Source organism: Enterococcus sp. AZ009, assembly GCF_050548785.1.
Lineage (GTDB): Bacteria > Bacillota > Bacilli > Lactobacillales > Enterococcaceae > Enterococcus_D > Enterococcus_D entomosocium.
Genome location: NZ_CP172960.1, coordinates 2679643 through 2706136, shown reverse-complemented (window position 1 = coordinate 2706136; position 26494 = coordinate 2679643). Strand labels below are relative to the sequence as shown.

Below are 26494 nucleotides of genomic sequence, written 5' to 3'. Positions count from 1 at the left end.
ATAAGATCAAATATCCTTTCAAAGAAATTTAATGAATAATATGCTAGCATACATATTTCTTTGTTGATATGGATGAGAGAATCTTGAATGTGAGAGGAGTACTATATGTACGGAGAAACTATAAGGGAAATAAGATTAAAAAAAGGATTTAGCCAGAAAGATGTATATGGAAATATTATATCTAAATCATATGCTATTGAATTTGAAAAAGGAAAACATCAAATATCAGCCAATATACTGATGCAAATATTAGACAATATTTCTATGGACATTGATGAATTTATGTTTATTTCTAATGGATACCAATTAAATGAACAGAATAACTATAATTATATTTATAATAAACTGGCGAACAATCAAGATATCAAAGGACTCAAACATCTTTTAGAAGATCTGCAAGTAAAATCCGGCAAGTTAAATGGAATTAGAATTGCTGAGGTCTGATCTCGGATACGCCTCTTAGAATATTTTGAAGAGTATGGGGAATATAATACCAAAGTAGTTTTAGAAGCTGATAGACATACCATTTTAACCTATCTGATCGATGTGGAAAGTTGGTCTCTGCAAGAAATTCAACTATTTACGAATACACTCGAATTTTTAGATAGTGAAATTATTCTAGTTTTTTTTAAAAGAGTTTCAAAATTGATGGAACGTTATGTGAAACTTGAAAAAGGAAGAGAAATATATTGTGTTTTGTTGATCAACCTAATTGAATATACATTTAAAAGGCAGCAGTATGACTATACAGAAGTATTATTAACACAGCTAGATTTACTATCAACCGATTATAAAGAATTTTTTCACCGAACGGTATATAAGTTTTTTAGCGGGTTACTATTAATAAAAAGAGGGCCTGAGCAAGAGGGAAGAGATCTTACACAAAAAATGCTTCAGATAATGAGAGATTTAAATCAAGACTCTTTAGCTGAGCTTTATTCACAATTAGTTTCATAATTATATAGGGCATGTAGTTTTCGATTGTGCATCTATTTAAAAGTAGATATTAAGACTTAAATTAGAAAGCTATTTAAGTTTTAAAATACTATGGTTTATTTTTCATTCTAAATATGTTTACTAATTTGAATTAGAAGGTCAAATTAGATGAATTTGCCCAAATAGGAAGCTGAAGGTATTTAAAGAGAATTATGATTTATATTAATTAAAGGGATAATAACTATAAACATAGTTGTCAATAACTTATTTGGGGAATGAATATTTATATAGAAATTGTTGGGAAGTCCATTATATCGGACTTTTTTTATTTTCTTCTTAAATAGCCTTATTATAAGATTTACATTGTAAGGAAAGAGGAAATCAAATGGAAGAATTAACATATAAAACATACCGATGCGGATCCCTTAAGTTCAAAAGCCCAATCGATCAGAAACGTCAGAAAGAAATTGAGAGAAAATGTAATCGACAAGAGGTTCAAAAGTTAGCACAGATACTCTTGAAGCAAGAGTTTTTATTAATAGGAAATTAATCTATGAAAAAATCAACTCTTTCATCTGTGATTGTATCTGGTATAACTTGCGCATTGGTAATTTTATTTGGCTATGTCTTGGCAAAATCGGAGCACCCAATAAATCGGTTTGTCGAGGCGATGAAGGAACCAACGTTTATGGAGTCTATTGGGAGTACCGAACAATCAGGAAGGAGCACAAGCGAAACTATGGCGCCATCTACATCGGAGCCGCAATGGTATAACCAAGCAGAAAGTTTGATATCGGATTTTCATGAACGGATGACTTTGGCACAAAACCAAAACACTACTTTCAATATTGGCGCCACTGTCGACGAGTTAGAACATGCTATTCAACTGATGGCACGGTCTAATCAAGATAGTGGCATGTTATTAATCTATTCTAGGTAAATATTATATGACCACGGCTACCCTACAGATAATCCAAATTTTGTTGAAGACTTAATAACAAGAGCATTTCATAGTGCTGGGTGGCAAGTTGCGCCTAATGAAGAAGGTTTCACCGAATCAAGCAACTAATCATAGTATGATATTATACAATTTTGATTTTTAAGAATGCGACAGAGTCTAATTTATGTATTTTGTTCTTGTTGTGAGATAATATTGGTACAATATTATTGAGGATCAGAAACTTAATAATTTTTGATCCTTTTTCTATTCTTCATTTCAAAATTCCTTTAGTAGCTCAATTAGTTAGGATAGAAAGATCCTAATTTAGGACAGCAGAGTAAACTTTTAAGAACAATTCTTTTTAAATGAATTTAGGTGCTTCGACAAAAGGATAATTATGTATATACTCCGTCGTGATATATCTTATACTATGTATATATAGAAAGAGGTGTCGCGCATGGAAATGTTACCTATAAAAAAATGGGGCAATAGTAACGGTCTTAGATTGCCAAAGTACATTATGGAGTATCTTGGCATTCATACTGATGACAAAGTGAAGATAATACAAGAAGAAGTAAACGGGCATAAGCGACTAATCATCGAAGCGGCAAATTCAGAAAACGAGTTAACGATTGAAAAGTTATTTGAAAATTACACTGCTGAGAGAAATCAGGTGGAAATTCAACGTTTAGGTGAAGCCGTAGGGAATGAAAGGTGGTAAAAAAAACTAGACAAGGTGATATTTTGTTGTTGGATACAGCTCCTCGTTCTGGACATGAACAAACGGAAAAAAGGCCCTATATTGTTTTAAGTCATGACATGATTGCAGATTATAGTAACGTTGCCACCATTGCTCCGATTTCTAGTACAAGTAGAAACTATCCGTTATATGTAAGTATTGATCCAGATTATGGCATGAAAACAACAGGAAAAGTATTGCTAGATCAATTAACGACAATTGATTATGAGGCCAGAGCGTGTGTTTTTTTGGAAAAAGCGCATGAGAGATTGGTTGAGGAGTTATTGATGAAAGTTAGAACAATATTTCAAAAAGTAAGTAAATAAAAACAACATGGTCATCTTATCTATGTTGACCATGCTGTTTTCTTTTATTCTATAGACAGTGTGTCCGTAAACTTATACTCCTTTGTAATCTTTGAGATAGCAACGCCATTCTCAAAATCCTGAACGATTTATACGCTAACCTATACAAAAGCCAAAAACGTTCGAGACATTCTCTCGAACGTTTTTTGGGCATCAAATTGGGCGAATCGTCGAAACTATGGTACAGTGCAACCAAACAAGGAGTGAAAGCGGCTCGTTCATGAGGCAAAGGGGCAATGGTGATGAAGCAAACAACGATGGCGTGGCTGTCAGAAATCTATAATTTGATCTTGCATCCTGGCACGAGACAGTGGGAACGAGAACAACTGGTGCAAGCGAAAAATACCTTGGAAACCCAGCTGGCGACCAAACAAAAAGCAGGCAAACACGAAAAGGAATCGTCAAAAAGTCTTGAAGACCAACAGACCAGGCGGGTTTTGGAAAAATTAGAAGCGTCGTTGCGTCCTTTGGCACTGAGAAACAATCTGACCCCGAATGTCGCCGAGTTTTATCAAACAATCAGCCAGCCAGCACCGAAAAAGGCAATGAATGAAGAAACAAGCAAAGCCCAACCAGCAGAAGTTTCCGTGGAGCCGACCGAAACAGGTGGAAAAGCACAAGAAGTGGCTATTTTTGCTGGCGGCTGCTTTTGGTGTATGGTAGAGCCTTTTGAAGACCAGCCGGGCATTCTTTCCGTTTTGTCGGGGTATACTGGGGGAACAGTCCCGAATCCGACGTATGATCAAGTACTAAGTGGAACAACAGGGCATGTCGAAGCAGTAGAGATCATTTTTGATCCCAAAATCATCACCTATCAGGACTTGTTGCAGTTGTACTGGCAAGTGACAGACCCGACAGATGCTTTCGGACAATTTCAAGATCGCGGCAATTTTTATCGCCCAATCATTTTCTATACGACTGCTGAACAGGAAGTGTTTGCGCAAGGAGCCAAAAAGGAACTAGCCCAATCTGGTTATTATCAGCAACCCATCGTGACTGAGATCCGCAAGGCCACGCAGTTTTGGCCAGCGGAAAACTACCATCAAGCATTTTACAAGAAGCAGCCCAAGCGCTACCAGCGGATCAAGCGAGCGCGCAAGCAACTGATGCTTTTTTATAAACTGAAACGCTGGACAAACCGAGGGGAAAAACGATCATAGTCAGAAGATACATCAAAAAAGCGGGGCTCCGAGAAAAGGCCAGAGGATCAAATGAAGGCTCTTTTCTCCACAGGCCGCGCTTTTTTCTGCGCGTTTAGCCAATTGGATAAAAAACGAAGATTTATTTTAGAATAATGTCCAAAGAAAGCGTTAACAACAAGAATTATAATAGAGAAAGAAAAAGTGGCGAAAAAGGTCGAAAAAGCAGGTTCCTTTTGCTTGGTTCCTTTCTTCGAGGAAAGAAGGTGGGAAACACCAGAGAAAAATCAGCGGAAAAATCAATCAGCAACACCCCATAGCAACACAACATTTATTATATGAAGATTCATATAAGTTAGGAGAAATGTGATGAAAAAAAAGGGAACGTTCGTCTCACTGTTTATGGCTCTCATTCTTTTTATCTTTTCAGAAAGAACAGTGTTTGCGGCAGAAGCGATCAATGAGATCGTTGCACCAACTGGAGTCAAAGCATTTTTAGTACTGATTCCGTTAGTGTTAGTACTGGTTTTACTCTTTAAAAAAGTAGATATGATCATTGCTGGCTTGATTGCTGGGATATTGGCGATGATTATTGGCGGGATCAGTTTAGCTGAAGCCAATTCGCAACTGTTGGAAGCTATTCCGACGATGTTAAGTATTACGGTGCCAATCATCAATTCCGCTGTAGCGATGGCGGTCTTCAAAGCCGGTAGTTATACGGCAGCCTTAACTTTAGCCAAAAGAGGGACCAAAGGAAAAGTGGAATATGTGGCTGGTTTTATTGTCATCTTATTGGCAGCAGCGACTTATATGTCTGGGATCGGCGGCGGGAGTGCAATGGTGATCGCACCATTAGCATTTGCGGCAGTTGGGGTGGTACCCGAATTGATCGCAGCGATGTCGTTAGCGGCAGCTGTCTCCTTTACGACCTCTCCTGCCTCTTTGGAATCTAGTATCGTGTCTGAACTGGGCGGCTTTAGTGTCGCTTCTTATGTCGATCAAATGCGCCCATTTTGGTTGTTATTCGTTGGTTTGGCGATTTTATTGGCATTCTTCGGGACCAAGCGTCGTCATCTGGGCTTCAAAGAATCAGCCAACCAAGAGTACGAAAACAAAAGCAATGGCGAGTTATTCAAAACGACACTGCCTGCGATCTTCTTGCTTTTTGCGGTCATCTTTGGCCCGTTGATCAATGACCTGATCGGCTTTGTCCTCTTTACGCCGCTAGTTTATATGGTGGTCACGTTGGCGTTGATTTTTGTTTGTACCGACTTTTCGATGAATCAATCGGTGGAAGCGATGGTGGACGGATCCACGTATATTTTGACCCGCTTGTTCCAAGTGGGGATCTTTTTAGCCTTCATCAACGTGATCGCTGAAACTGGGACATTTGCTGTTATTGCTGGTGCGGCACAAAATGCCCCCGCAGCGATCGTCGTTCCCGTGGCGATCTTGACGGGTGTCTTGATTGGGATTCCCGCAGGTGCCTATGTCGGCTCCGTATTAACATTAGTGTTACCAGTTGCCGTTTCATTAGGCTTCCCAGTGTTAGCTCTTGGTTTTGTAACGATGGGGGTTGGACTCGGCAGTCAAATGAGTTTCGTCAACATTACGATGCAAGCTTTATCTTCTGGTTTCCAAATTCCGATTCTAGATGTGGTCAAAGGAAACGTGAAGTGGTTGAGTTTAGCAGCCGTATTATTATTAGTCATCGGCTTAGTGTTTGGCTGATGGATAGGAGGAAAACATGGATTTATTGATCAAGCAAGCACGTCTTGAAGACGATGCAGAATTAGTAGACATTGCCATTTCAGGAGGAAAAATCACCGCAGTTGCACCCAACATTGAAGAATCAGCAGCAAAAACGATTGAGGCGAAAGGCAAAGTGGTGATCCCCGGATTGATCGAAAGCCATATCCACTTAGACAAAGCCTTGATTGCCGATCGTGAACCTAATAATTCAGGTACATTACAAGAAGCGATCCAAGTTACGGCAAAGCTCAAACCGACTTTTACCGAAGAAGATATTTATGATCGAGCGAAACGTGCATTAGAAATGCTGATCGTACATGGTACGACTGCTGTTCGCACCCATGCCGAATTTGATCCGGCGCAAGGCTTCACTGGGTTTGACACCATCATGCGCTTAAAAGAAGAATACCGAGACCTGATCGACATTCAGGTCGTTGCCTTTCCGCAAGAAGGAATTTTTAAAGCACCCGGAACGGATAAAATGATGATTGAAGCGATGGAAAAAGGCGCCGATGTCGTGGGCGGCATTCCTTACAATGATGCGCCAGCCAATGAACACATCGACTTGATCTTTGAGATCGCCAAACAATTTGACAAAGACATTGACTTGCATCAGGATTTTGCTGACGAAGCAGACGATACATCGATCGTCTACCTGTGTGAAAAAACCATCGCAGAAGGCTACCAAGGTCGGGTATCTGTAGGACATTTGACTGCGCTGCACGCTATGGAACCGGATCAGCTGGCAGAAGTTATCGATTTGATGGTCAAAGCCCAAATCAATGTGATGCCGTTGCCTGCGACCGACTTACACTTAGGTGCTAGAAATGATGCCTACAACGTTCGTCGTGCCGTTACGCCGATTCGCAAATTACGTGATGCCGGTGTGAATATTTGCTTAGGCAGCAACAATATTCGTAACGCCTTTACGCCCTATGGCAACGGTGATTTGATTCAAATCGCTATGTTGGCTGTGCCAGTGGCGCATTTAGGCGGCGCCGATGACCTGCCGACAGTCTTGCCAATGATTACGACCAATACCGCCAAAGCATTAAATATCAAAGACTATGGGATCGCTGTTGGCAACCGCGCAGATTTGATTCTTTTAGATACCCAGAGAAAAGCCGATGTGCTGATCGATATTCCTGAACGTTTAGTGGTCATCAAAAATGGCCGCATCACCGTGGAAGTCAAAAAAGAAGTGACGATCCACCGTTAGCAACAGGTCATGTTTTCTTAAGTAGTACGATTTATTCGTGCTACTTTTTTTATCGTAATATAGTTGAAGTAACAAGATCATTTTCTAGTCATTTGTTCTTTTTTCATCTATGATAGAAAGAAAACCGCTATCACGGAGAGTTCGTTTAAGAAAAACCTGTCAAAACTGTTTGACAATGCCGTAATATCAATGGATTTGAGCAGCAATCACAGCAGGTCTGCGTTAAGGTAGAAGAAGGAGGCCAAGATGACGATTGGGGAAGCACTAAAGAACCATCGAGTCACACAACAAATGAGCCAAGAAGAAGTAGCAACAAAAATTTTAGTGACCCGCACATCGATCTCAAATTGGGAAACCGGCAAGACGGTCCCAGACAGTTTGAATTTATTAAAACTGAGTACCCTTTATGGGTGCAGTGTCGATGAGCTATTAAAAAAGGAGCGAGCAGGAATGAAAAAGAACTTTCGTACGATGACCTATGGTGCTGGATTGAAAGATGGAACGATGCGTTTGAAAATCGAGACCGATGCCAGCAAGTTTTTCCCACGAGGGGTTGAAGTCAAAGCATCCGTCGATTTAGAAACAGGAGAAGTGACCTTTTTTGTCGAGCAAGAGGATTTGGAAAAACTGAAAGCAGCTACTGAAGAAAAATAATTTTTTTTATACAGTTTTTTGCTAAATTTTGCTTGGGCAAGAGAAAAAAAGTGATGGATAAAAAAACACGAGCCTACCTGCATCGTGTTTTTTTATGTGGGATGAAAGAGGACTGAGGCAATCGATGGAAGCTGATTCTGTTTTTTCTTATCTGCTATTTTCAAAGTTTGTAACGTTTAAGGGAAAGCGAAAAGATGTAAACGGATATATACAATATATAGTGAATAGATCGATTTTTATCTAAATAAAGCACAATATGTAGTATTTACTTTTTTAATAGATTGTGTAAAATAGCAGGTGTAGTGAAGAAGGAGCTGTTGTTTTTGAGAGTAACTGTATTTTGCGGTACCCGTTTAGAAAATGAGGGAAAGTTGGCAAAGACCGCTCGTGCCATCGGCAATGCCTTAGCAAAAAATCACATCGAGTTGATTTATTGCGCCCCTTTGGCTGGCTTGATGAGGGAGATCGTTAATGGGGTCTTTGAAAAAGAAGGCGCAGTGACGGGGATCTATCCATCAGGTTCCTTTGCAGAAGATTTGCCGTCAATCGTCACTGGATCAAGCACATACACCGAGTTCTATACGGATACGAGGGAGGAGCAAACACAACAATTGCTGGAAATGAGCGATGCCTACCTTGTATTACCTGGTGGATTTGGTACACTAGAGGAGTTGTCATCAATATGCTCTTTTATGACTCTTGGGAAATTGCCAGTCAAGCCAATCGGTGTGTTGATGAACGAAGTCTTGAAGGATGGACTGAAGCCACTGCTAAAAATGTTTGAAGCTTCCAGCTTTGCTTGGGCTGAACTGCCGGAAACGCTCTTTTTCCTATCTGACGTTGAGTCGTTGATCCAACGATTGGCGGCGAAGGGGTCAGGAAAGGAGTGCTTGGCAGGATGAAGCATGTCTATTTAGCTGGACCGTTTTTTTCAAACGAACAAGTCGCACGACTCAAACAGGTAGAACGCAGTTTAGCTGAAAACCCACAGCCTTTGGCGGTCTATTCGCCGCGCCTGTATCAAGAAGGTTCATCTGAACCCAATACACCGGAATGGGCGAGAGAAATTTTTGAAAAAGACGTGCTGGAATTGACACGAGCCGACGTCGTCGTTGCCGTTTTGGATTACCATGAAGGAATCACTGATCCGGGAACAGCCTTTGAAATCGGCGCAGCACACGTACTAAATAAACCAGTGATCGCTTTTCAGGAAAAAGCCGCGGCGGTCAATCTGATGTTGACGGAGTCGGTACAAGCGTATTTGACTGATTTGACGGCACTAAGAGCGTATGATTTTGAAGAGATGGCGCACCGAGCATTTGTCGGTGACTATATTTAATAAAGGATGGATGAATGTGTTATTAATCGCAGGTACGATCGGGGCAGGAAAAAGCAGTTTGACTGATTTTTTATCGAAGGAAATGGCGTCGAAGCCTTTTTATGAAAACGTGGAGGACAACGATGTTCTGCCATTGTTTTATTCCAATCCAGAACGATACGCCTTTTTATTGCAGATTTTTTTCTTAAACAAAAGTTTTTTAGGGATGCGAGAAGCTTTGTCGAATGATGACAATGTCATTGATCGCTCCATCTATGAGGACAGTTTGATGTTTCATCTAAATGCGGATCTAGGTCGAATCGCACCGATGGAGGTCGAACAATACGATAACCTGTTGAATACGATGCTTCGGGAATTGGAAGAATCGGCGCCGTTGAAACATCCAGATTTAATGGTTCATATCAAGGTTTCCTTGAATACGATGATCGAACGGATCAATAAACGTGGTCGTTCCTATGAACAAATTGCCAATGATCCGACATTGTACGACTATTACAAAGAATTGAATCAGCGATACGATGAATGGTATGAAAACTTTGACGTTTGTCCGAAAATGCAAATTGATGGGGATCAATTGGACTTTGTTGCCAATGAAGACAACCTCATGGTGATCCTCGAGATGATCCAAGAAAAATTGGCAGAAGTCCGTCAGACCCATGGCAAAGGCCACTATTGTACGGACAAAGCCATCGCAAAAGGTGATTTTTCCAAGAAAAATTAAAGCAGAGAAGCAACCGATGAATCTTGCCAGTTGGGTGAAAAGCAGTCTTCCCTGTCAGCTTTTTTATGATTAATCGAAGTGCTTGAAAACGGCGATTTTACAGGATTAAAGAGCAATCCTTGTTGTCAAACCAATTATTCAATGGCGTTTGCAGTAAACAAAAGGAAATTGGTCAGCACCGAAGACGCCGTTTTCGGTGCTTTAGTGTTTCAATGATCTATTGAGAGACATATTCGCGCCAGACACCAGTAGCAAAGGCAATGACTCGTGTTGGTGTATCAAGAGTCTGTCCATTGTGGTCACTAGGGTGAGTTACTAGCTGATTGAGTGCATCAAGTGTTATTCAAACGGGTGAATGCTGCGAAATACTAATAGTTGATACAATCACCAGCACTTCATTGAAGAATATTTTGCCGAAAAGTAGAGAGATTCGCTTGTAGTCTATTGCCAAGCGAATGCTTCTCTTTTTTTATTGGTAAGGGCTGTTTAGTGTGAGCGTTTGATTTGATCAAGGGGCATCGTTGCGAGGATTTCACAAAGTTTCTGAAAAAAATTTGCATATTCATCTTTTGCTTCGTATACTAGTTTAGGACGTTGCTTATAAAACGGCTGTATCATCGTACATATTTTTTGATAGGAGGAATTGCATGAAAGACAAACGAAAAGTCTTGCGTCCGTTAGGATCAGGGTTTGCGATGGCGGTTCCTTTGTTTATAGGGATCCTCGTTCAGGACCCTTTGATAAGTTCTGTGGGGGCGATGGGGGCTTTTTCCTACTTGGCTTTTCAACATCGGTCCCTTTTTTATAATCTGCGCGCCATTTTGACCCACGGCGCTGCGCTGCTGCTGGCATTTATTTTAGGCGCTGGGACAGCACTGATTCCTTGGAGCGCGCCTTTTATCATCGGTGCGTTATCGTTTTCTGCGTTTTTGTTGTCAAAAGTGATGCGGATCCCCAAGCCGGATTATTTCTTCGTGTTGATGCTTTATGCCACCGGCTTTAACTTTCACGCCGTTCATCTTGGAGAAATCTTGCACCACAGTTCCTATTTGCTTTACGGCATCGCAGGCTCATTGCTTGCTGGACTGGTGATTTCGTTAGCTGAACAGCTACCGTTGAAAGAAGAAAAAACGGCCTTTCAACAACTGAGCTTGCACGAGAAATATTCGCTGGCATTATCTCAGCAACCAGAAATGGTCATCAAAGCACTGCACTTTTCTTTGATATTGTTTATTGCGACCTACATTGCCTATCTGTTGCGGGACAGCAACGGGTATTGGATCTTGATTTCCGCTGCTGCCGTATTGGCAGGGGAACATATGGAAAAAATCAAAAATCGCACGATCGGCAGGGTACTGGGAGGAATCGTAGGGCTGCTGCTGGGTTTCTTATTGATGTCCTTGCATATGCCCCTTGAAGCGATCACAGTTGTCTTGATCATTCTAAACATATTGACGGAGTTTTTTATGCCAGTCAATTATACCGTTGCTAATTTCTTTACCAACCCACAAGTCCTGCTGTTAATGACGATCGGTACTAGTTTTACGCCACTGAAATTGATCCCATTGCGTTTTTCAGGGGCATTGATTGGCAGCGTGCTGGCAATGCTGTTGATCTTTCTAATGGATTGGGCAGTAAAGCAAATGGAGCAAGCGCTGGGAAATAAGCCAGAAGACACGACGGATCAAACACAATAGAATGCACCATCATCGAAAAGCAAGAGCAGCTGCTCTTGCTTTTTTTGCATCTGATCCTCTATCTAAACGTTTTCTCCATCGGATAGGAAAAATAAGGAAAATATGAAATAATCGAGCAAAGATTCCTATTTCGAAATAGAAGCGTTTACATTTTTGCAAACTAAAGTGGCAGAAACATCTACTTTTTTTGTTGTAAGCGAAATCATATACTCAAATCAGAGAAGGAGAGAAAGTTGTGAAAAAACGAATCGTAGATGTTTTGCATCGCCTGTTGGTGACTGATTATCCACTATCCATCGAGCAACTGGCAGAAGAGACCGCAGCGAGTGGGCGGACGATCCGCAATGATTTGAATGAGATCAACACGTTTCTCGCTGACTTACACATCGGACCGGTCCAAACCCTTCGAGGAAAGGGCATCCTTTTGAAAATGCCCTCAAAGCAGCAAGCCATCGTTTGGCAGGCATTACAGGCACAACAGTCGGAATATATGACCCGTGAAGAGCGGAGTTTTGATCTGCTACTGCATCTGACATTTTCAAAAGAGATCCTGGTGTTGAATAAAAAAGAAGAAGCGTACCAGATATCGAAAAGCAGCATGGATGAAGACATGCGCCGTTTGCGGGCGGACATCAATAAATATGGCATTGAGATCATTAGTCTAGGAAAAAAAGGACTGCGGTTGAATGGATCGGAACGAGCGATTCGGACGATGATTTTTGACATCATCAATCAGCGGATCGGTAGGCTGCCACTTGATAAACAGACCCCAGATTTAGTCTTTACAAAATTGCTTTATCGCTATTTGCCGCAAAAAGAAATCAAGCAGATCCAACAAGTGATGCAAGCAGTGTTGCCGCCAAATCAAAATGAGCTGTACAGCAGCCAAATCTTATTGTTTACCGCCATTTGGCTGATGCGCATCAGAATGAAGGAATTTATCACTCGCATGAATTGGTCTACTTCCAGCAATCCGCTCCAAGGGTCAGCCTATATTCAGGCGATCGCTGAAACCTTTTCGATTGAGCCACCAGAAATCGAAGTCAACTATCTTTCTTTCATCCTCGAATCACTGAATTTTAAAGATTTGTCCAATTCCATCGAATGGGCGCATGCGCAACTCTTGTCGCTGCAGCTGATCCAATTTGTGGAATGCCAAACCAAGATCCCTTTTAGTAAAAAGGAAGAAGAGTTGTTAGAGGGATTGTATAAACATATGGCAGCGCTGATCGTTCGAGCCAAGAGCGGCATTCAAGTACCCAATCCGATCAAAGAGACCGTTCGCAAAAATTATGGACAAATCTACCAAGCCGTCAAGGGGTTCGCTCCTACGATCGAAGAGATCGTCGGTCAACCACTATCGGAAGATGAACTGACATTTCTCGTGATCCATTTTTCTACAGCCCTAAGTTCATTGAACCACGAGATTATTACGATCTATAAGGCGGTCGTCGTCTGTAACCATGGAATGGCAACCGGCAATCTGCTGGCAGCCAGCCTCAAGGAGAAGTTTCCAGAAGTAGAAGTTGCGGCAGTCTTGAATTCACAAGAAGTCAATTTGATCACGAAATTCGATGTGGATCTAGTTTTTTCAACCTATGAGATCGATTATCGAGAAAAGCCAGTATTACTGATCCCACCGATCATCAATGAAGAAAATCACCAAGTGATCCGTCGTTTCTTAAACAACAATGAAAAATTCAAACGGATCGCCTTTGACCAAAAAAATGCCACGCTGTTCTTCAATCAGTTGCTTACAGTCATTGAAGAAAGTGGCGGGACGGTCGATGCTGCCGCCTATCGCAAATTGACACACTTGTTTGAACAAAATCAATTAGCCATTAATGCAAGGGAGATTCAGCCAATGTTAAAAGATGTTTTATCCGCTAGTCATATTCAATTAAACGTTCCTGTTCAAAATTGGGAAGAAGCCATTGAACGCTCGGCGCAGCCGCTAGTAAAAGAACAGATCATCGAAAAACGCTATATCGAGGCAATGGTTGCTGCGGTGGAGGAATACGGTCCTTATATCGTCATTGGTAAACATTTGGCGCTGGCGCATGCCCGACCAGAAGATGGCGCCCAGCAGTTGGGTGTGAGTGTCCTCACCTTGGCGCCGCCAGTCGCATTTGGGAACCCAGAAATGGACCCTGTCAAAATCATTTTTTGCTTGGCTGCGGTGGACTCTTACTCTCATCTTGCCATCATGAAGGAATTGATCGAACTGATCAATGACGAAGAAAAAGTCACGCAGTTGCTGGCTTGCTCTACGATTGAAGCGTTTCAATCATTGCTATTTTCATAAAAAACAAGAAAAGGGGAAAAAATCATGAACAAATTATCGATCTTATTCGTATGCGGTGCAGGTCTTGGCAGCAGTTTTGCGGCTCAGATGTCAACAGAAGATGTCTTAACGAAATTAGGAGTGGAGGCGAAATTGGATCATGTCGATATCTCATCAGCAGTATCAATGAAACCAGACATCATCATTACGGCAGAGAATTTTCGGACGCAATTTGAAAAGTTTGCTTTGGACCCGACAACCGCAATCATTTATTTACGCAACATCGTTTCAAAACCAGAAATCGAAGGAAAAATCATCCCAGTATTAACGGAAAAAGGCGCACTGTAAGGAAGAGGCATGACGAAGGGAGTTTGAAAAAATGGGCATCATCAATTTTATCATTGATAATATTTTAACGCAGGCATCGATCACGATCGCTTTGATCGCGATGTTAGGGCTGTTGCTTCAGAAAAAGTCAGCAGGTCAAGTCATTTCAGGAAGTTTGAAGACGCTATTGGGCTTCCAGGTTTTAAGCGCTGGTTCTAGCATCATCGTCGGTAGTTTGACCTATTTCGGCGAGATTTTCACAGAAGGATTCGACATGCAAGGCATAATTCCTTCCATCGAAGCCATCAACGGGCAAGCGATGAATGAGTTGGGCTTGGGTCGGGACATAGCGCTGACATTTTTAGCCATCTTTGTTTTTAATATTTTATTGGCACGCTTTACAAAATGGAAATATATTTTCTTGACGGGTCAAGCCATTTTATGGATGGCGACCATGACGACGGTCTTTGGCTATTTCGCTGGTTTACGGGGCGTTGTCTTGATTCTTGTCGGTGGGTTGATTGGGGCGATCTTTGCCGTAGCGATGCCAGCGATGGCTCAGCCCATCATCCGCAAAGTCACTGGTTCAGACGACATTGCTCTCGGACATTTCTGTACGATCGGTTACCTCTTTGAAGCAGGCGTTGCCTATCTGTTTGGAGAAAGAGGCGAGAAGAAAAAATCGATCGAAGACATCAAACTGCCACGTTCTTTTGAATTTTTACAAGATACCTATCTTTCTGTCATGGTCGTGATGGTTCCACTGTATATCGTGACGGTCTTGTTTGCTGGAGAAACCTTTGCTTCTACGCTCTCTGGTGATCAAAATTACATCATGTATGCCTTCTTACAAGCCATTCAATTCGTGGTTGGGGTCTATGTTTTGCTAGCTGGCGTTCGGTTGCTCTTAGGCGAGATCGTCCCTGCGTTTCGTGGGATCGCCATGAAATTGGTGCCTGATGCAAAACCAGCACTCGATTGCCCAGTGTTCTTCCCATATAGCCCCAATGCAGTTATTTTAGGCTTCATTACTACAACGATTGGGACAGTCATCGCCATGTTCGTTTTACCAGTCTTTGGCTTGGCGATGATCTTGCCAGGGATGCTGACGAACTTCTTTGCAGGCGGCACCGCTGGGATCTTCGGCAATGCGGTCGGTGGACGTCGAGGGGCGATCATCGGAGGGATCTTTCACGGTTTCTTCATTACGTTATTGCCAGCCCTACTTGTAACGATCTTCAATCAAATGGGCTTTGTTAACGCTACGGCAACTGATGTGGATACCGTCACGGCAGCCTTGCTATATGCTTGGATCATCAGTCCCTTATTGAAAAACTTTTAATCGCTAGGAGGAAGACGCATGTTCTCTTTTTTCAAAAAAGAAAAAAAGCCCACAGAAACACCAGCGGTTCCTTTGACCGCTGAAGAAAGCCAAGAGGCAGAAGCGCTTATTGCAAATCTAGAAAGTCAGTTGCAAGCAGAAACCGACATCGACGAACAGGCAAAATTGTATGAAGCGTTAGGCTTAGCCCAGGCAAAACTTTCTCGCACAGAAGAAGCGATCGACGCATTGGAAAAAAGTTTGCAGGCGAAGAAATCGATCGGGGACGGCTACAAAAAACTGATGTCCCTTTACAATGCTCAGCGTGCCGCCGCCGCACGAAATGGCGACGATGCAAAGATCGACTATTACATGGATAAAATGGAAGAAATGCGGCAAATCGCCAAACAACTTACGATCAGCGGCAATTAAACTAGACGAGGTGGAATCAAGGATGTATACAACATTAAAAGAAGTAACGAAAACAGCAGAAGCATTGAATTTTACAGTGGGGGCTTTTAATACCCATAATTTAGAAATGCTGCCAAGCATGCTGCGGGCAGCCAAAGAGATGGGGGCACCTATCATCATTCAAACAAGTATCGATACGGCGAAATACATCGGCTATGATGTCTTGGTCAATGTCGTCAAAACGATTGCCGATCACGAGCTGGTGGACGCTGTCTTGCATTTGGACCATGCCAGAGATTTCGATGAGATCAAAGCGGCGATTGATAGCGGCTATAGCTCGGTGATGTATGATGGTTCGCATTTGCCCTTCAAAGAGAATATTTTGAAAACGCGCGCAGTCGTAGAATACGCCCATGCCCATGGGGTGTCCGTCGAAGGAGAACTAGGAACGATCGGCGGCACAGAAGAAGGCATTCATGTGGAAGAAGACGATAAAGTCTTCACACGCCCAGAAGATGCGGTAGAATTTGTCGCTGCTACTGGCGTCGATGCGCTAGCCATCGCTATCGGAACCAATCATGGCCAATTCCGCTCCAAAACCGAAGTGAATGTTGCGTTATTGAAGGAGATCCATGCAGTCGTCGACGTGCCGCTAGTCATTCATGGAGGAACTGGCGTCAAGGAAGAAGATTATCCTGAATTGATCAATAACGGCATTCGCAAGTTTAATGTAGGTACTGAATTGTTGGTCAACTGGACGAAGATTGCGAAAGAAAATTTTGGGGCAACGGAAGTCAACAAATCTTTGCGCCACAACGTGATCCCATCCAATGAAGCCATCAAAGAAATCGTCAAGCACAAGATCGGCCTTTTCATGAATACGAAAGCGCCGACTGCAATCGGCAAATAGATGGTACGCAAAAAGATGCTTGTTTTATTGGCAGGCAGCCCTGGAACTGGAAAAAGTTATTTATTGAATCTGTTGAAGACACGTTTTCCTGATCTTTTCGCTCTTACGCCAGATGAAATCAAAGAATGCTATGCCGAATCCCTCGGCTTTGATTCATTGGCAGAAAAAGCCCAGATCGAAAAGCAGTATGTTTGGCCTTTTTACTATCAGGCATTGGGCTTGTACATGTCTCTAGGAAAACGCTTGGTGGTCTCGGAATACCCCTTTAGTGAAAAGCAGAAGCCCTTGCTGACTTTTCTCGCTCAAAGTTATGGCTACGACTGCTTGACCATACGTTTGACTGCCTCGTTTGAAACCTTATGGGAAAGACGTTTCATACGTGATCGAGCGGATGACCGTCATTTGAGTTTTATCATGGAACGATACCATTACGGGGATGTGCTGGAAGATAGACAAGCTGCAACCAACCATATAACCAAAGAAGCGTTTCGGCAAATCATCACCGATCGCCGTTACGATGACTTTCAGTTAGGGGAGCTTATCGAAGTCAATGTGGAAGATTACAAGCAAGTGGATTATCGTCCGTTGATCGAGAGAATCGCAATTGAGCTAAGTAAATAAGCAAAGCAGTGGGCGTTATACCTGTTCTAGGTACATGCCAACTGCTTTTTTTTATGAGCTATTTCTCATGACTCAGCTTTTGGGGAAGTTTAGCTGTCACAGCAAGACGGATTGTTTCTTATGTCTCAGAAGACTTTCTTTTGCAAAACCGCCGATTTCCTCTAGAATAAGAAGCATAACAGAGAAATGGAAAAGGCGGGGAATGGATGAAAGATTATTTTGCGCAATACAAACGCCTGTTATCGATCGCTGAAGCAGGTTTGTACTATGGCAAAGATGTGTACGATAAGGAACGATACCAAGAAATCAAAGAGTTGGCATTGCATTTGATGAGTACCGTCGTGGATCAAGACGCAGCTGCGTTGACCCTCTTAACAGAAAAAAATGAGGGGTATCCTACACCTAAAGTCGACGTACGAGCATTGATCCAAAAAGACGAAAAAATCTTGCTAGTGGAAGACAGCCTGACGAAAGAATGGTCACTGCCGGGTGGCTATGCAGAGATTGGCTTGACGCCTCGGGAAAACATCAAAAAAGAAGTGCTGGAAGAAACCGGTTTGCTAGTAGAGGTGAAGGAGCTGCGAGCAATTTTTGATACGAATCTAAGACAAGACATTCCGCAAGTGTTTCAATACTATAAGTTGGTCTTTGAATGTGAGGTTCTGGCAGGGGACTTTATCAAAAACAGTGAAACCTCCAACAGCGATTACTTTGCGTTGAACGAGTTGCCAAAGCTTTCCATCAAGCGCACCACCAAGGAACAGCTGGAGCAATTGATGAATGAGAAGTCGTTACACGTTGATTAAAAACAGCTAAGGGTAAGATATTGGAAAAAGCGTTTTATTGGTTTTTTTAACCGGATAATATTTACTTGCAGATAAAGTTGGTTTATGATTGATTTCGTCGTTTTCATTATAAAAAAATCAAGCAATGGCGACACCTTTGCTTGATTGCTGGAGGAGTAAAAATGAAGAATCAAATCAATTCCTTTTTTGGGCTGGATGTCTTACAAACAACGGTTAAACGAGAAATCTTAGCTGGTTTTACCACCTTTATCTCAATGGCCTATATTCTATTCGTCAATCCAACGGTCCTTGGGGCATCTGGGATGGACGAAGGTGCCGTCTTTACAGCAACGGCGCTAGCCAGTGCATTGGGCTGTATCTTGATGGGGGTTTTAGCAAAATACCCGATCGCTACGGCACCCGCATTAGGGATCAACGCCTTCTTTTCTTATTCAGTTTGTATTGGAATGGGGGTTCCATGGCAAACAGCATTAGCGGGTGTGTTTGTGGCATCACTGATTTTCATCGTGATCACGATCTTCAAATTAAGGGAGCTGATCATTGATGCGATCCCTGCTGATTTAAAATACGCCATCTCTGGCGGGATCGGTCTGTTCATCGCCTTTTTGGGACTGAGCGAAGGCGGGATCATCGTTTCCGACGATTCGACCCTTGTGGCACTAGGCTCATTGAGTGTCGGTACGACGTGGCTGACGATTTTTGGTCTAGTGATCACTGCCGTCTTGATGGTTCGCCGAGTTCCTGGTGGAATTTTTATCGGGATGGCCGCAACAACTGTTTTAGGTCTTTTGACTGGCTTGATCCAAGCACCATCCAGTATCGTTTCTGCTGCACCAAGTATTTCTTCCACATTCTTAGTGGCGCTAAACCATGTAGGAGACATCAACTCCCTGCAAATGTGGGTCGTAGTACTGACTTTCTTACTCGTCACTTTCTTTGATACCGCAGGCACCTTGGTGGGGCTTGCCAACCAAGCAGGCTTCATGAAAGACAACAAAATGCCGCGGGTCGGCAAAGCACTTGCTTCTGACTCCACCGCCATGCTCGCCGGTTCTTTATTAGGGACCTCACCAGTAGGGGCGTATGTGGAATCTTCCGCTGGGATCGCCGTGGGCGGTCGTTCTGGCTTGACTGCTGTGACGACTGGAATTTTCTTCTTGTTCGGCTTGTTCTTTTCACCATTGCTATCCGTTGTCACTTCTCAAGTGACGGCACCAGCACTGATCGTCGTAGGCGTGTTGATGGCACAATCACTGCGAGAAATCAAATGGCACGAAATGGAAATCGCAATCCCAGCCTTCTTGATTCTACTAGGCATGCCGTTGACCTACAGCATCTCCGATGGGATCGCCTTGGGCTTCATCTTTTACCCAATCACCATGTTAGCAGCCAAACGCGGCAAAGAAGTCTCACCGATCATGTACGGCTTGTTCTTTGTCTTTCTTGGGTTTATGTGGATTTTGAATGTGTGATAGAGGCGTTTTAATGTAAACTTAGGATTGGATTTCTACTAATGAAAAACCAGCTAAGCGTGGCTTAACTGGTTTTTTTCTTATATGTCGCTTGCTATAAAGATGTTCAGAATCGAATAATGGTAAATATCTAATACAGGACGTCTTTTTTTGAATTTCCTTTCCAGACGAAGGGGAAAAGTCGATCCAAGCGATAGTCGCTTTTTGGAAATGTAAGTTTGAAAATTAGTTATTAAAAAATCATTCTCCCTTCAGATGAAAGGTCTTCCCACGCATCTTTTTCATAAAACTCTGATTCCTCTCCACCATGAAAAGGATCTTCAATTTTAGGAACAAGAATGATCGTCCCATCCTCTGCGTAGACAACAACATATTCTTGGTTTTCAGGCGGTTTTTTTCCGTTATCAGAAGGAAGCGTAACGACGATGGAATTGCCTTGTAGACTTGATTTAGTAATAAGCATAGTATCACCTCTTAGAGATAGTATACCTTGCAATACTATGGAAGGAGAAGACAACAGTGAGATTTAATGTATTTTGAACACATCAAAAGTTTAAAATTCACTTTACATAAGATAGATAAAAAACCGCAATGAAGTATTGTTTGAAAAGATGGATGAATATCTCAGAACAATTGATTTCAGCCTTTAAGCAGAATTACGAAGTTTTTAGATGGATCATTTATGGTGTACCAATGACCAGGGTATTGAACTGACGAAAAAGTGAAGCTTCATTCCAAAACCGCCCAACCCAACAATTTTTACGCAAAACCTGCGCTTTTCTTTCAGTTATTGTTATAATAAAAGAAAATGCAAAGGTGGGAAATCATGACAACGATCAAGGACATTGCTGAAAAGGCGGGAGTAGCGAAAAGTACGGTTTCCCGCTATCTGAACAATGGCTATATCAGTGAAGAAAAGCGCAAAAAAATTGATCAGATCATTGCTGAAACTGGTTATCGCCCCAATACATTTGCTCGATCGCTGAAAGCCCAAGATACGAAATTGCTGGGCGTGATCATTCCTCGATTGAATTCGCCCTCGACAAATGATGTGTTGAAAGGGATCGATACGACGGCTCGGGAAAACGGCTATCAAATGCTGATCACCAACTCTGATCAAAGCGATGAACGGGAACTAGAAAATATCGAAATGCTAGTCAAACAAAAAGTAGCAGGGATGATCCTTTTTGCGCGCAAAATCACGCCGCAGCTGCAAGCGGTGCTGGCAGAGGTTCCTATGCCGGTTTTATTGTTGGGCCAACAGTTAGCTGGCATTCATTCCATCGTCCATGAAGATTATCAAGCGGGCAAAACCATGGCAGAATATGCAGTCAGCGCTGGCCACCGACGTTATTTATTTGTTGGGGTCAGCGAGAATGATTATGCGGTAGGTGTCTTGCGAAAAAAAGGATTTCTTGATGTCTTGGCACAAACGCCCAACGTCAAAGTCGACTTTATCGAAACGTCTTTTTCAAGAAGAGAAACGTACCAAAAAGCCCTTGTGTTCTTGAAAGATCAACCGGCAACGTACATCGCCTGTGCTACCGATAATATTGCTGTTGCTGTATTGAAAGCCGCCCATGAACTAGGGTATCAAGTGCCGCAAGACTTTTCCTTGAACGGATTTGGCGGCTATGATTCGACGGATTATGTCTATCCGACCATCACAACGACCCAATATCCCTATGTCCAGTTAGGCATCGATGCCGTCTTAACGATCCAAAAACTGACGCAAGGGGAAAAGGTTCCTGAAGTGATCGAATTGCCGAATCGATTAGTGGTCAAACAGTCGACTGCCAAGCTTGACAAGCAGGAGCAATAAAGCAAACATTTTTAGAGAAAACAGGACGTCCAGTTGCGGCGTTCTGTTTTTTTATTTTCTTTGCTTGCAATTGCAAACGGTTTCTGTTAATCTACAGATGTAGAACCGGTTCCACAAATGAACCGACGATCAAAGGAGTGGGAAAAATGAAGGAACAAAAAACGATCGACCAAGTGTTAGAAGCTGTTGGCGGCAAAGAAAATGTCAAAAACTTTGAACACTGTGCCACACGTTTGCGCTTGATTTTGAAAGACGATCAGTTAGTAGATAAAGACAAAGCGGAAGCAGTTGAGGGCAGCAAGGGTTATTTTTTCAACACGGGACAGCATCAGTTCATTTTTGGAACAGGAAAAGTCAATGAAGTGTATCAAGCCTTCGCAGCAGAAATGGGCAATGACGCCTCCGCTGATAAAGCTGGCTTCAAAGACGATGTCTATTCGAATCTGTCACCCGTCCAAAAAGTTGTCCGCACGTTGTCAGATGTCTTGGTGCCATTGATTCCAGCTTTGGTAACGACGGGGCTTTTGATGGGGATTCGGGGATTATTGACCGAGTTGGGGGTCACCTATAGTGCTGACTGGTTAGCTATGTTTGAAATGTTAACGGATACAGCGTTTGCCTTTTTACCTGTTTTGATCGCCTATAGTGCGACGAAAAAATTCGGCGGTAATCCGATCATCGGAATCGTGGTAGGATTAATGATGGTGGCGCCGCAATTGCCGAACGCTTGGGCAGTTGCCAGCGGGGATGCAGAGCCATTGCACTTATTCGGTTTATCGATCTCTGGGTATCAAGGGTCGATTTTTCCAGCAATTATTGTCGGGATCTTAGTTTCTAAGCTAGAAAAATGGTTCCGTAAATTTGTTCCACAAATGATGGATTTGATCGTGACACCATTCTTAACGATCGTCATTACTTTAGGTTTGATTTTGTTTGCCTTAGGACCAATCTTGCAAGTAGCTGAAAGAGCAGTCATCAACAGTATCGTCTACTTGGTGCAAGCGCCATTGGGCATCGGTTATATCATTTACGGAGGGGTTCAGCAAGTGATCGTGATCACTGGATTGCACCATTCGTTAAGTATTATTGAGTTAGGGTTATTGAATACGACAGGCGAAAACGTCCTACAAGTCTTAGGTACAGCAAGTATGGCGGGACAATTCGGGGCTGCGATCGCTGCGGCATTTATTTATAAAAACAAAGTCAAACGCTCAAATGCCATCAGTGCGGCGGTTCCAACCTTATTTGGGATCACTGAACCTTTACTATTTGGGGTCAACTTACGCTCGATGCGGATTTTTGGCGCAGGCATGCTGGGGGGCGCAGTCGGCGGGTTTGCGACGTATGTCTTCCAATTAGCTGCCACTGGGATGGGCATCACTTTTATACCAGGACTGTTGTTGTATACTGGAGATTTCGGTGCCATGCTGAAATACGTTGTCGTGATTTTGATTGCCTTTGCAGTCGGTTTTGCTGGTGTCCAATTGCAGCGCAAACCGCTAGCCAAAGAGTTGAATCAATAAATAATCCCTTGCTGTTCATCGGCAAGAGAAAAGAGGTACCGCATTGTTAACGAAGGAATACTGGGCACAGCTTGCCCAAACACAAAACGAATTAGCAGAAAAAATCAGTGCTGATGCGTGGCGCTTGAACTATCATTTGATGCCAGAAACAGGATGGATGAACGACCCGAATGGTCTTTGCCAATTCAAAGGCGTGGTTCATTTTTACCATCAATATGTACCGCAAACGCCCCATGGCGGGGAACCACCTCACTGGGGACACAAAACGTCGACGGATTATGTCACGTTTCAAGAAGAAGCGCTGTTTCTTTCTCCCGAACACGACTATGACAAAGACGGGGTCTACTCGGGCTCTGCCTTTATCGAGAATGACGCGATCCATTTCTTCTATACTGGGAATGTCAAACATCCTGGTGATCATGACTATACCTTTAGTGGACGAGAACAAAACACGGTCCATGTAATCAGCAAAGACGGCTATACCGTCGAAAAGCAAGAAGTCGTGATTCCTCATGAGGACTACCCTGAAGGATTTACCGATCATATTCGTGACCCAAAGGTTTTTGCCCATGAAGACACCTACTATATGCTGCTAGGCGCGCGTACGTTGGAAAACGAAGGCAAAATTTTGATTTATGAATCGACGGATTTAAATGAATGGACCTATCGAGGAATCTTTTTCGGTGAGGACTATGCTCTAGGCTACATGTGGGAATGCCCAGACTACTTCCATTTAGATGGCAAAGATGTGTTGGTCTTCTCACCGCAAGGCTTGGCAGCCAAAGAACATGCCTACCAAAATATTCATCAATCAGGGTATCTGATCGGTGAGGTGGATTGGGAAACCCTGACGTTTAAAGAAACTTCTGCGTTCCGTGAACTTGATTATGGGTTTGACTTCTATGCCCCGCAAACCTTTGAAGATGAGCAGAAACGTCGGATCTTGTGGGGCTGGATGGGGCTAGGGGATACCAGTCCTGAATACAGCAATCCTACGATCCCTCGCGGCTGGCAGCATGCCGCAACGCTGCCAAGACAGCTTTCGGTCAAAAATGACCAGTTGTATCAAGAACCTTTGCCAGAATTCCAAAAATTGCGAGACAAGCAAGTCAGCCAAAAAATTGTGCTTTCAGAGAAACCGCAGCACTTGTCTTTCGATGAATTGGCATATGAGTTGCAAGTTACGGCGGAAGCCCCATTGCAGCAGTTCCAGCTTGGACTTTTGCAAGATACGACTTTGGCTTATGAAGCTGGCGTCTTCACGATCCATCATGGCGTTTCTGGCTACGGCCGTAAACAGCGCAGTGTCAAGGTCGATGAGCTGACGCAGCTGCAGATTTTTGTCGATACGTCTTCGATTGAGATCTTCCTAAATGGCGGGCAATATTGTTTGACCTCTCGCGTGTATCCAAAACGGACCGAGGCGATCGCTCTCAGCGGAACCGGCACGGTTACTGTCAATGCTTGGGCATTGGCGAAAAAATAAAGCAACGATCCGAAAACGACAGCAAACAGTTGGTTTTTCTTGTTGCACCCCCAAGAGTCAGCTTTTTCTCTGGCTTTTAGGGGGGCATCATACCAACTATTTCGCTGTCGTTATTTGCTTGTTACTGCTTTTGTTGGTTTTGGATAAAGGTCTGCAGTGCAGGTGCATCGATCCGATAGCCGTCAGCAGTTTTTGTGACTAGTTTTTGCGTTTTGAAATCTTTTAAGGTATACGTCAAATGGCGATAGCTCACGCCTAAGTATTCTGCGGTCTCCGTCAATTTTTCTTGAAAAAGATCATCGATCGAAGCTTCCAACAGTAGATGAGCAAGGCGCCAAGCTAAGGGATAGGTTTGATTGACGGAAAAATGATCCATACGCAGCAGCAATTTTTCACCGATAGTTTTGCCTAGTGTTTGTACGAAAGCCAGGTCTTGCATGAGCCCGTGAGCTGCTGCTTGCATCGGAATGCCCAGACATGTTGTTTCACCGATCGCAACCACGGTTTTCGGTACTGTTTCGGCGCCAATCAACGTGAGATCGCCAATGCAATCACCAGAATGGAGAAACTGCAGCAAGGCACGTTTGCCGTTTTCTTGCGTTTGAATGATCTTGGCTTTGCCAGTCAATAGGACGAAAAAAACCGACATCGGCACCGTTTCTTTTTGGATCGCTTCTCGATGATCAAAGGTCCAGAGGGCACTTTGTTGTAAAATCTCCTCAGGAATCGGCAAAGGGCAGCTTTCTTTGATTGGTACCTGCTTTATTGCCAAGGCATAAGCGGTTTTTTTCACTTTTTTCCTCCGAACTAGGAGAAATCTCCTATTTGTTTTTAGTCAGTATAGCACATACTTAGAAAAGCAAAAAAGAAAGTGTGGGAGAAAAAATGAATAAAAAGCAATGGATAGGATCAGGGATTTTTTATGGGCTGAGTGCATTCGGGATCAGCTTGACCATTAAAGCAGGCGTTGGGGTCAGTAGTTTTAATGCCTTGAATGTCACGCTGGCAACGATGTCAGGAATCAAAGTCGGCACCATCACAACAGCCATCAACTTGGGCTTTCTAGCTGCCTGTTGGCTATTGGATCGGCGGCAGACGCCCCTCAAACAAAAAGGCAGTGAGTACTTGATTATGTTTTTCGCTTTGCTGGCTTTCGGCTATTTGATCAATGGCTTTGTTTACTACTTCTTGGCATCGCTGCACTTGACGAATTATTGGAGCCAACTAGCTGCTTTGATCGGTGGGATCTTGATTTCTGGAACGGCGACGGGGCAAGTCCTACGGTTGCAGGTCTTGAAATTTCCAATCGAGCACTGGTGTCATTTGCTGGCGCAACGCAGTCGTTGGACATTTAAGCAGTACCGTTATGGCGTTGATGCAGTCTGTATTTCGGGGGCGCTCTTGCTAGCAATCAGTTTGGGCTTACCGCTAGCGGTGAGGGAAGGGACGGTCATTAGTTTCTTTTTGCTGTCAGGTGCCATCGCTTGGTCGAAGGAACGTGATTTGACTTTGGGAATACCGACTCGGCAAAAGCGTCAAGGGTAAATCCTTCAACGCCTTTTGATCTTACGCATCAAATTGCACAGTGATCCCAGATTTCGTCAATTGTTCCCATTCACGGATCGTTGGCAAGCGACCTTGGCAAAATAGCTGATCGTCGACATAAACGAGTGGCAGACAGCTGCGGCCATTGCTTGCTAATTGCTGCTTGACGGCTTGATTCGTATGAAAAGGGGCAGGATCTTCTGTAAAGAAGTATTCGTCGATCGTTAAAGGTTCGTTATGGAATGTTTGATGAGCCTGGGTCCTTTCTTCATTTATTTTTAACTGGTGAGTCAAGTGTGCTTCCCAAGTATCTTCTTTCTGGTCGGCATAAACAGCGATCGTTGGCATTAAATCAAATCCTTTCATGGCAGCTGATTTGTCAAAAGTATACCTGAATTTCTTGCCACGAGCAAAAAAGAGTGTCAAAAAGAAGTGAAAAGACAAAAAAGACGCATTTGCGTCTTT

27 protein-coding genes and 1 pseudogene are annotated in these 26494 nt (G+C 43.1%); 25 read left to right on the top strand and 3 right to left on the bottom strand.

The window, feature by feature from the left end:
- Positions 1-105: 105 nt before the first annotated feature.
- The 21 genes and pseudogenes from IGJ74_RS12910 to IGJ74_RS12810 all read left to right on the top strand — a co-directional run bounded on the left by IGJ74_RS12910 (position 106) and on the right by IGJ74_RS12810 (position 19653).
- A pseudogene (locus IGJ74_RS12910) lies at positions 106-957 on the top strand (helix-turn-helix domain-containing protein).
- 364 nt (positions 958-1321) lie between these two features.
- Entirely contained in the window at positions 1322-1486 is a 165-nt protein-coding gene (locus IGJ74_RS12905) for a hypothetical protein (RefSeq protein WP_176374317.1), read from the top strand.
- 3 nt (positions 1487-1489) lie between these two features.
- A complete protein-coding gene (locus tag IGJ74_RS12900; protein WP_087664983.1) occupies positions 1490-1876 on the top strand; it encodes a hypothetical protein in 387 nt (128 codons plus the stop codon).
- A 457-nt stretch (positions 1877-2333) separates the two neighbouring features.
- A complete protein-coding gene (locus tag IGJ74_RS12895; protein ID WP_087664981.1) occupies positions 2334-2597 on the top strand; it encodes an AbrB/MazE/SpoVT family DNA-binding domain-containing protein in 264 nt (87 codons plus the stop codon).
- Positions 2591-2941, top strand: a complete 351-nt coding sequence (locus tag IGJ74_RS12890) for a type II toxin-antitoxin system PemK/MazF family toxin (RefSeq protein WP_087664980.1) — start codon at positions 2591-2593, stop codon at positions 2939-2941. The genes IGJ74_RS12895 and IGJ74_RS12890 overlap by 7 nt, the downstream gene beginning before the upstream one ends.
- Positions 2942-3216: 275 nt before the next feature.
- A complete protein-coding gene (msrA, locus tag IGJ74_RS12885; RefSeq protein ID WP_087664979.1) occupies positions 3217-4140 on the top strand; it encodes a peptide-methionine (S)-S-oxide reductase MsrA in 924 nt (307 codons plus the stop codon).
- Positions 4141-4488: 348 nt separating this feature from the next.
- The gene (locus IGJ74_RS12880) at positions 4489-5850 is read left to right on the top strand and encodes a hypothetical protein (protein ID WP_005225442.1); all 1362 of its coding nucleotides are present in this window, start codon (positions 4489-4491) and stop codon (positions 5848-5850) included.
- Positions 5851-5866: 16 nt separating this feature from the next.
- The gene (locus tag IGJ74_RS12875) at positions 5867-7090 is read left to right on the top strand and encodes an amidohydrolase family protein (RefSeq protein WP_005234642.1); all 1224 of its coding nucleotides are present in this window, start codon (positions 5867-5869) and stop codon (positions 7088-7090) included.
- Between the two features lie 246 nt (positions 7091-7336).
- Positions 7337-7744: a helix-turn-helix domain-containing protein gene (locus IGJ74_RS12870; protein WP_008379091.1), complete on the top strand. Its 408-nt coding sequence runs from the start codon at positions 7337-7339 to the stop codon at positions 7742-7744.
- Positions 7745-8067: 323 nt separating this feature from the next.
- Positions 8068-8646 (top strand): LOG family protein, encoded by a 579-nt coding sequence (locus IGJ74_RS12865; RefSeq protein WP_087664978.1) that lies wholly within the window; start codon positions 8068-8070, stop codon positions 8644-8646.
- Positions 8643-9083: a nucleoside 2-deoxyribosyltransferase gene (locus tag IGJ74_RS12860; RefSeq protein WP_016621407.1), complete on the top strand. Its 441-nt coding sequence runs from the start codon at positions 8643-8645 to the stop codon at positions 9081-9083. The genes IGJ74_RS12865 and IGJ74_RS12860 overlap by 4 nt, the downstream gene beginning before the upstream one ends.
- 16 nt (positions 9084-9099) lie before the next feature.
- Positions 9100-9804 (top strand): deoxynucleoside kinase, encoded by a 705-nt coding sequence (locus IGJ74_RS12855; RefSeq protein WP_082741596.1) that lies wholly within the window; start codon positions 9100-9102, stop codon positions 9802-9804.
- A gap of 647 nt (positions 9805-10451) precedes the next feature.
- Positions 10452-11501: an FUSC family protein gene (locus IGJ74_RS12850; RefSeq protein ID WP_087664977.1), complete on the top strand. Its 1050-nt coding sequence runs from the start codon at positions 10452-10454 to the stop codon at positions 11499-11501.
- Between the two features lie 235 nt (positions 11502-11736).
- A complete protein-coding gene (locus IGJ74_RS12845; protein ID WP_087664976.1) occupies positions 11737-13806 on the top strand; it encodes a BglG family transcription antiterminator in 2070 nt (689 codons plus the stop codon).
- A gap of 24 nt (positions 13807-13830) precedes the next feature.
- The gene (locus IGJ74_RS12840; RefSeq protein WP_087664975.1) at positions 13831-14133 is read left to right on the top strand and encodes a PTS sugar transporter subunit IIB; all 303 of its coding nucleotides are present in this window, start codon (positions 13831-13833) and stop codon (positions 14131-14133) included.
- A gap of 31 nt (positions 14134-14164) precedes the next feature.
- Positions 14165-15454 (top strand): PTS sugar transporter subunit IIC, encoded by a 1290-nt coding sequence (locus tag IGJ74_RS12835; RefSeq protein WP_008379073.1) that lies wholly within the window; start codon positions 14165-14167, stop codon positions 15452-15454.
- An 18-nt stretch (positions 15455-15472) separates the two neighbouring features.
- Complete coding sequence (locus tag IGJ74_RS12830) at positions 15473-15865, top strand: hypothetical protein (RefSeq protein ID WP_005225457.1); 393 nt, start codon at positions 15473-15475, stop codon at positions 15863-15865.
- Between the two features lie 22 nt (positions 15866-15887).
- On the top strand, positions 15888-16754 hold the full coding sequence (locus IGJ74_RS12825; RefSeq protein WP_005234664.1) for a class II fructose-bisphosphate aldolase: 867 nt from the start codon (positions 15888-15890) through the stop codon (positions 16752-16754).
- Positions 16755-17375, top strand: coding sequence for a zeta toxin family protein (locus IGJ74_RS12820; RefSeq protein WP_016613624.1), 621 nt, complete (start codon positions 16755-16757; stop codon positions 17373-17375).
- A gap of 206 nt (positions 17376-17581) precedes the next feature.
- On the top strand, positions 17582-18181 hold the full coding sequence (locus IGJ74_RS12815) for an NUDIX hydrolase N-terminal domain-containing protein (RefSeq protein WP_086316410.1): 600 nt from the start codon (positions 17582-17584) through the stop codon (positions 18179-18181).
- 161 nt (positions 18182-18342) lie between these two features.
- Positions 18343-19653 carry an NCS2 family permease gene (locus IGJ74_RS12810; RefSeq protein WP_016621395.1) on the top strand — a complete coding sequence of 437 codons (1311 nt, stop codon included), beginning with the start codon at positions 18343-18345 and terminating at the stop codon, positions 19651-19653.
- Between the two features lie 232 nt (positions 19654-19885).
- Here the strand turns inward: IGJ74_RS12810 and mazE are convergent, their stop codons facing one another.
- On the bottom strand, positions 19886-20116 hold the full coding sequence (gene mazE, locus IGJ74_RS12805; protein ID WP_087664974.1) for a type II toxin-antitoxin system PemI/MazE family antitoxin: 231 nt from the start codon (positions 20114-20116) through the stop codon (positions 19886-19888).
- Between the two features lie 363 nt (positions 20117-20479).
- On the opposite strand from mazE, the gene IGJ74_RS12800 reads away from it, so the two are divergent.
- From IGJ74_RS12800 to IGJ74_RS12790, 3 genes are all read left to right on the top strand, one after another.
- Entirely contained in the window at positions 20480-21475 is a 996-nt protein-coding gene (locus IGJ74_RS12800; RefSeq protein WP_087664973.1) for a LacI family DNA-binding transcriptional regulator, read from the top strand.
- A 146-nt stretch (positions 21476-21621) separates the two neighbouring features.
- Positions 21622-22998: a PTS transporter subunit EIIC gene (locus IGJ74_RS12795; protein WP_005234670.1), complete on the top strand. Its 1377-nt coding sequence runs from the start codon at positions 21622-21624 to the stop codon at positions 22996-22998.
- 43 nt (positions 22999-23041) lie between these two features.
- The gene (locus IGJ74_RS12790) at positions 23042-24484 is read left to right on the top strand and encodes a glycoside hydrolase family 32 protein (RefSeq protein ID WP_061054416.1); all 1443 of its coding nucleotides are present in this window, start codon (positions 23042-23044) and stop codon (positions 24482-24484) included.
- Positions 24485-24605: 121 nt separating this feature from the next.
- Here the strand turns inward: IGJ74_RS12790 and IGJ74_RS12785 are convergent, their stop codons facing one another.
- On the bottom strand, positions 24606-25277 hold the full coding sequence (locus IGJ74_RS12785) for a cyclic nucleotide-binding domain-containing protein (RefSeq protein WP_008379055.1): 672 nt from the start codon (positions 25275-25277) through the stop codon (positions 24606-24608).
- Between the two features lie 92 nt (positions 25278-25369).
- Between IGJ74_RS12785 and IGJ74_RS12780 the strand changes: the two genes are divergently transcribed.
- Positions 25370-26029 (top strand): YczE/YyaS/YitT family protein, encoded by a 660-nt coding sequence (locus IGJ74_RS12780; protein WP_008379053.1) that lies wholly within the window; start codon positions 25370-25372, stop codon positions 26027-26029.
- 21 nt (positions 26030-26050) lie between these two features.
- On the opposite strand, the gene IGJ74_RS12775 is transcribed toward IGJ74_RS12780, so the two are convergent.
- A complete protein-coding gene (locus IGJ74_RS12775; protein WP_087665086.1) occupies positions 26051-26455 on the bottom strand; it encodes an arsenic metallochaperone ArsD family protein in 405 nt (134 codons plus the stop codon).
- Between the last annotated feature and the right edge of the window lie 39 nt (positions 26456-26494).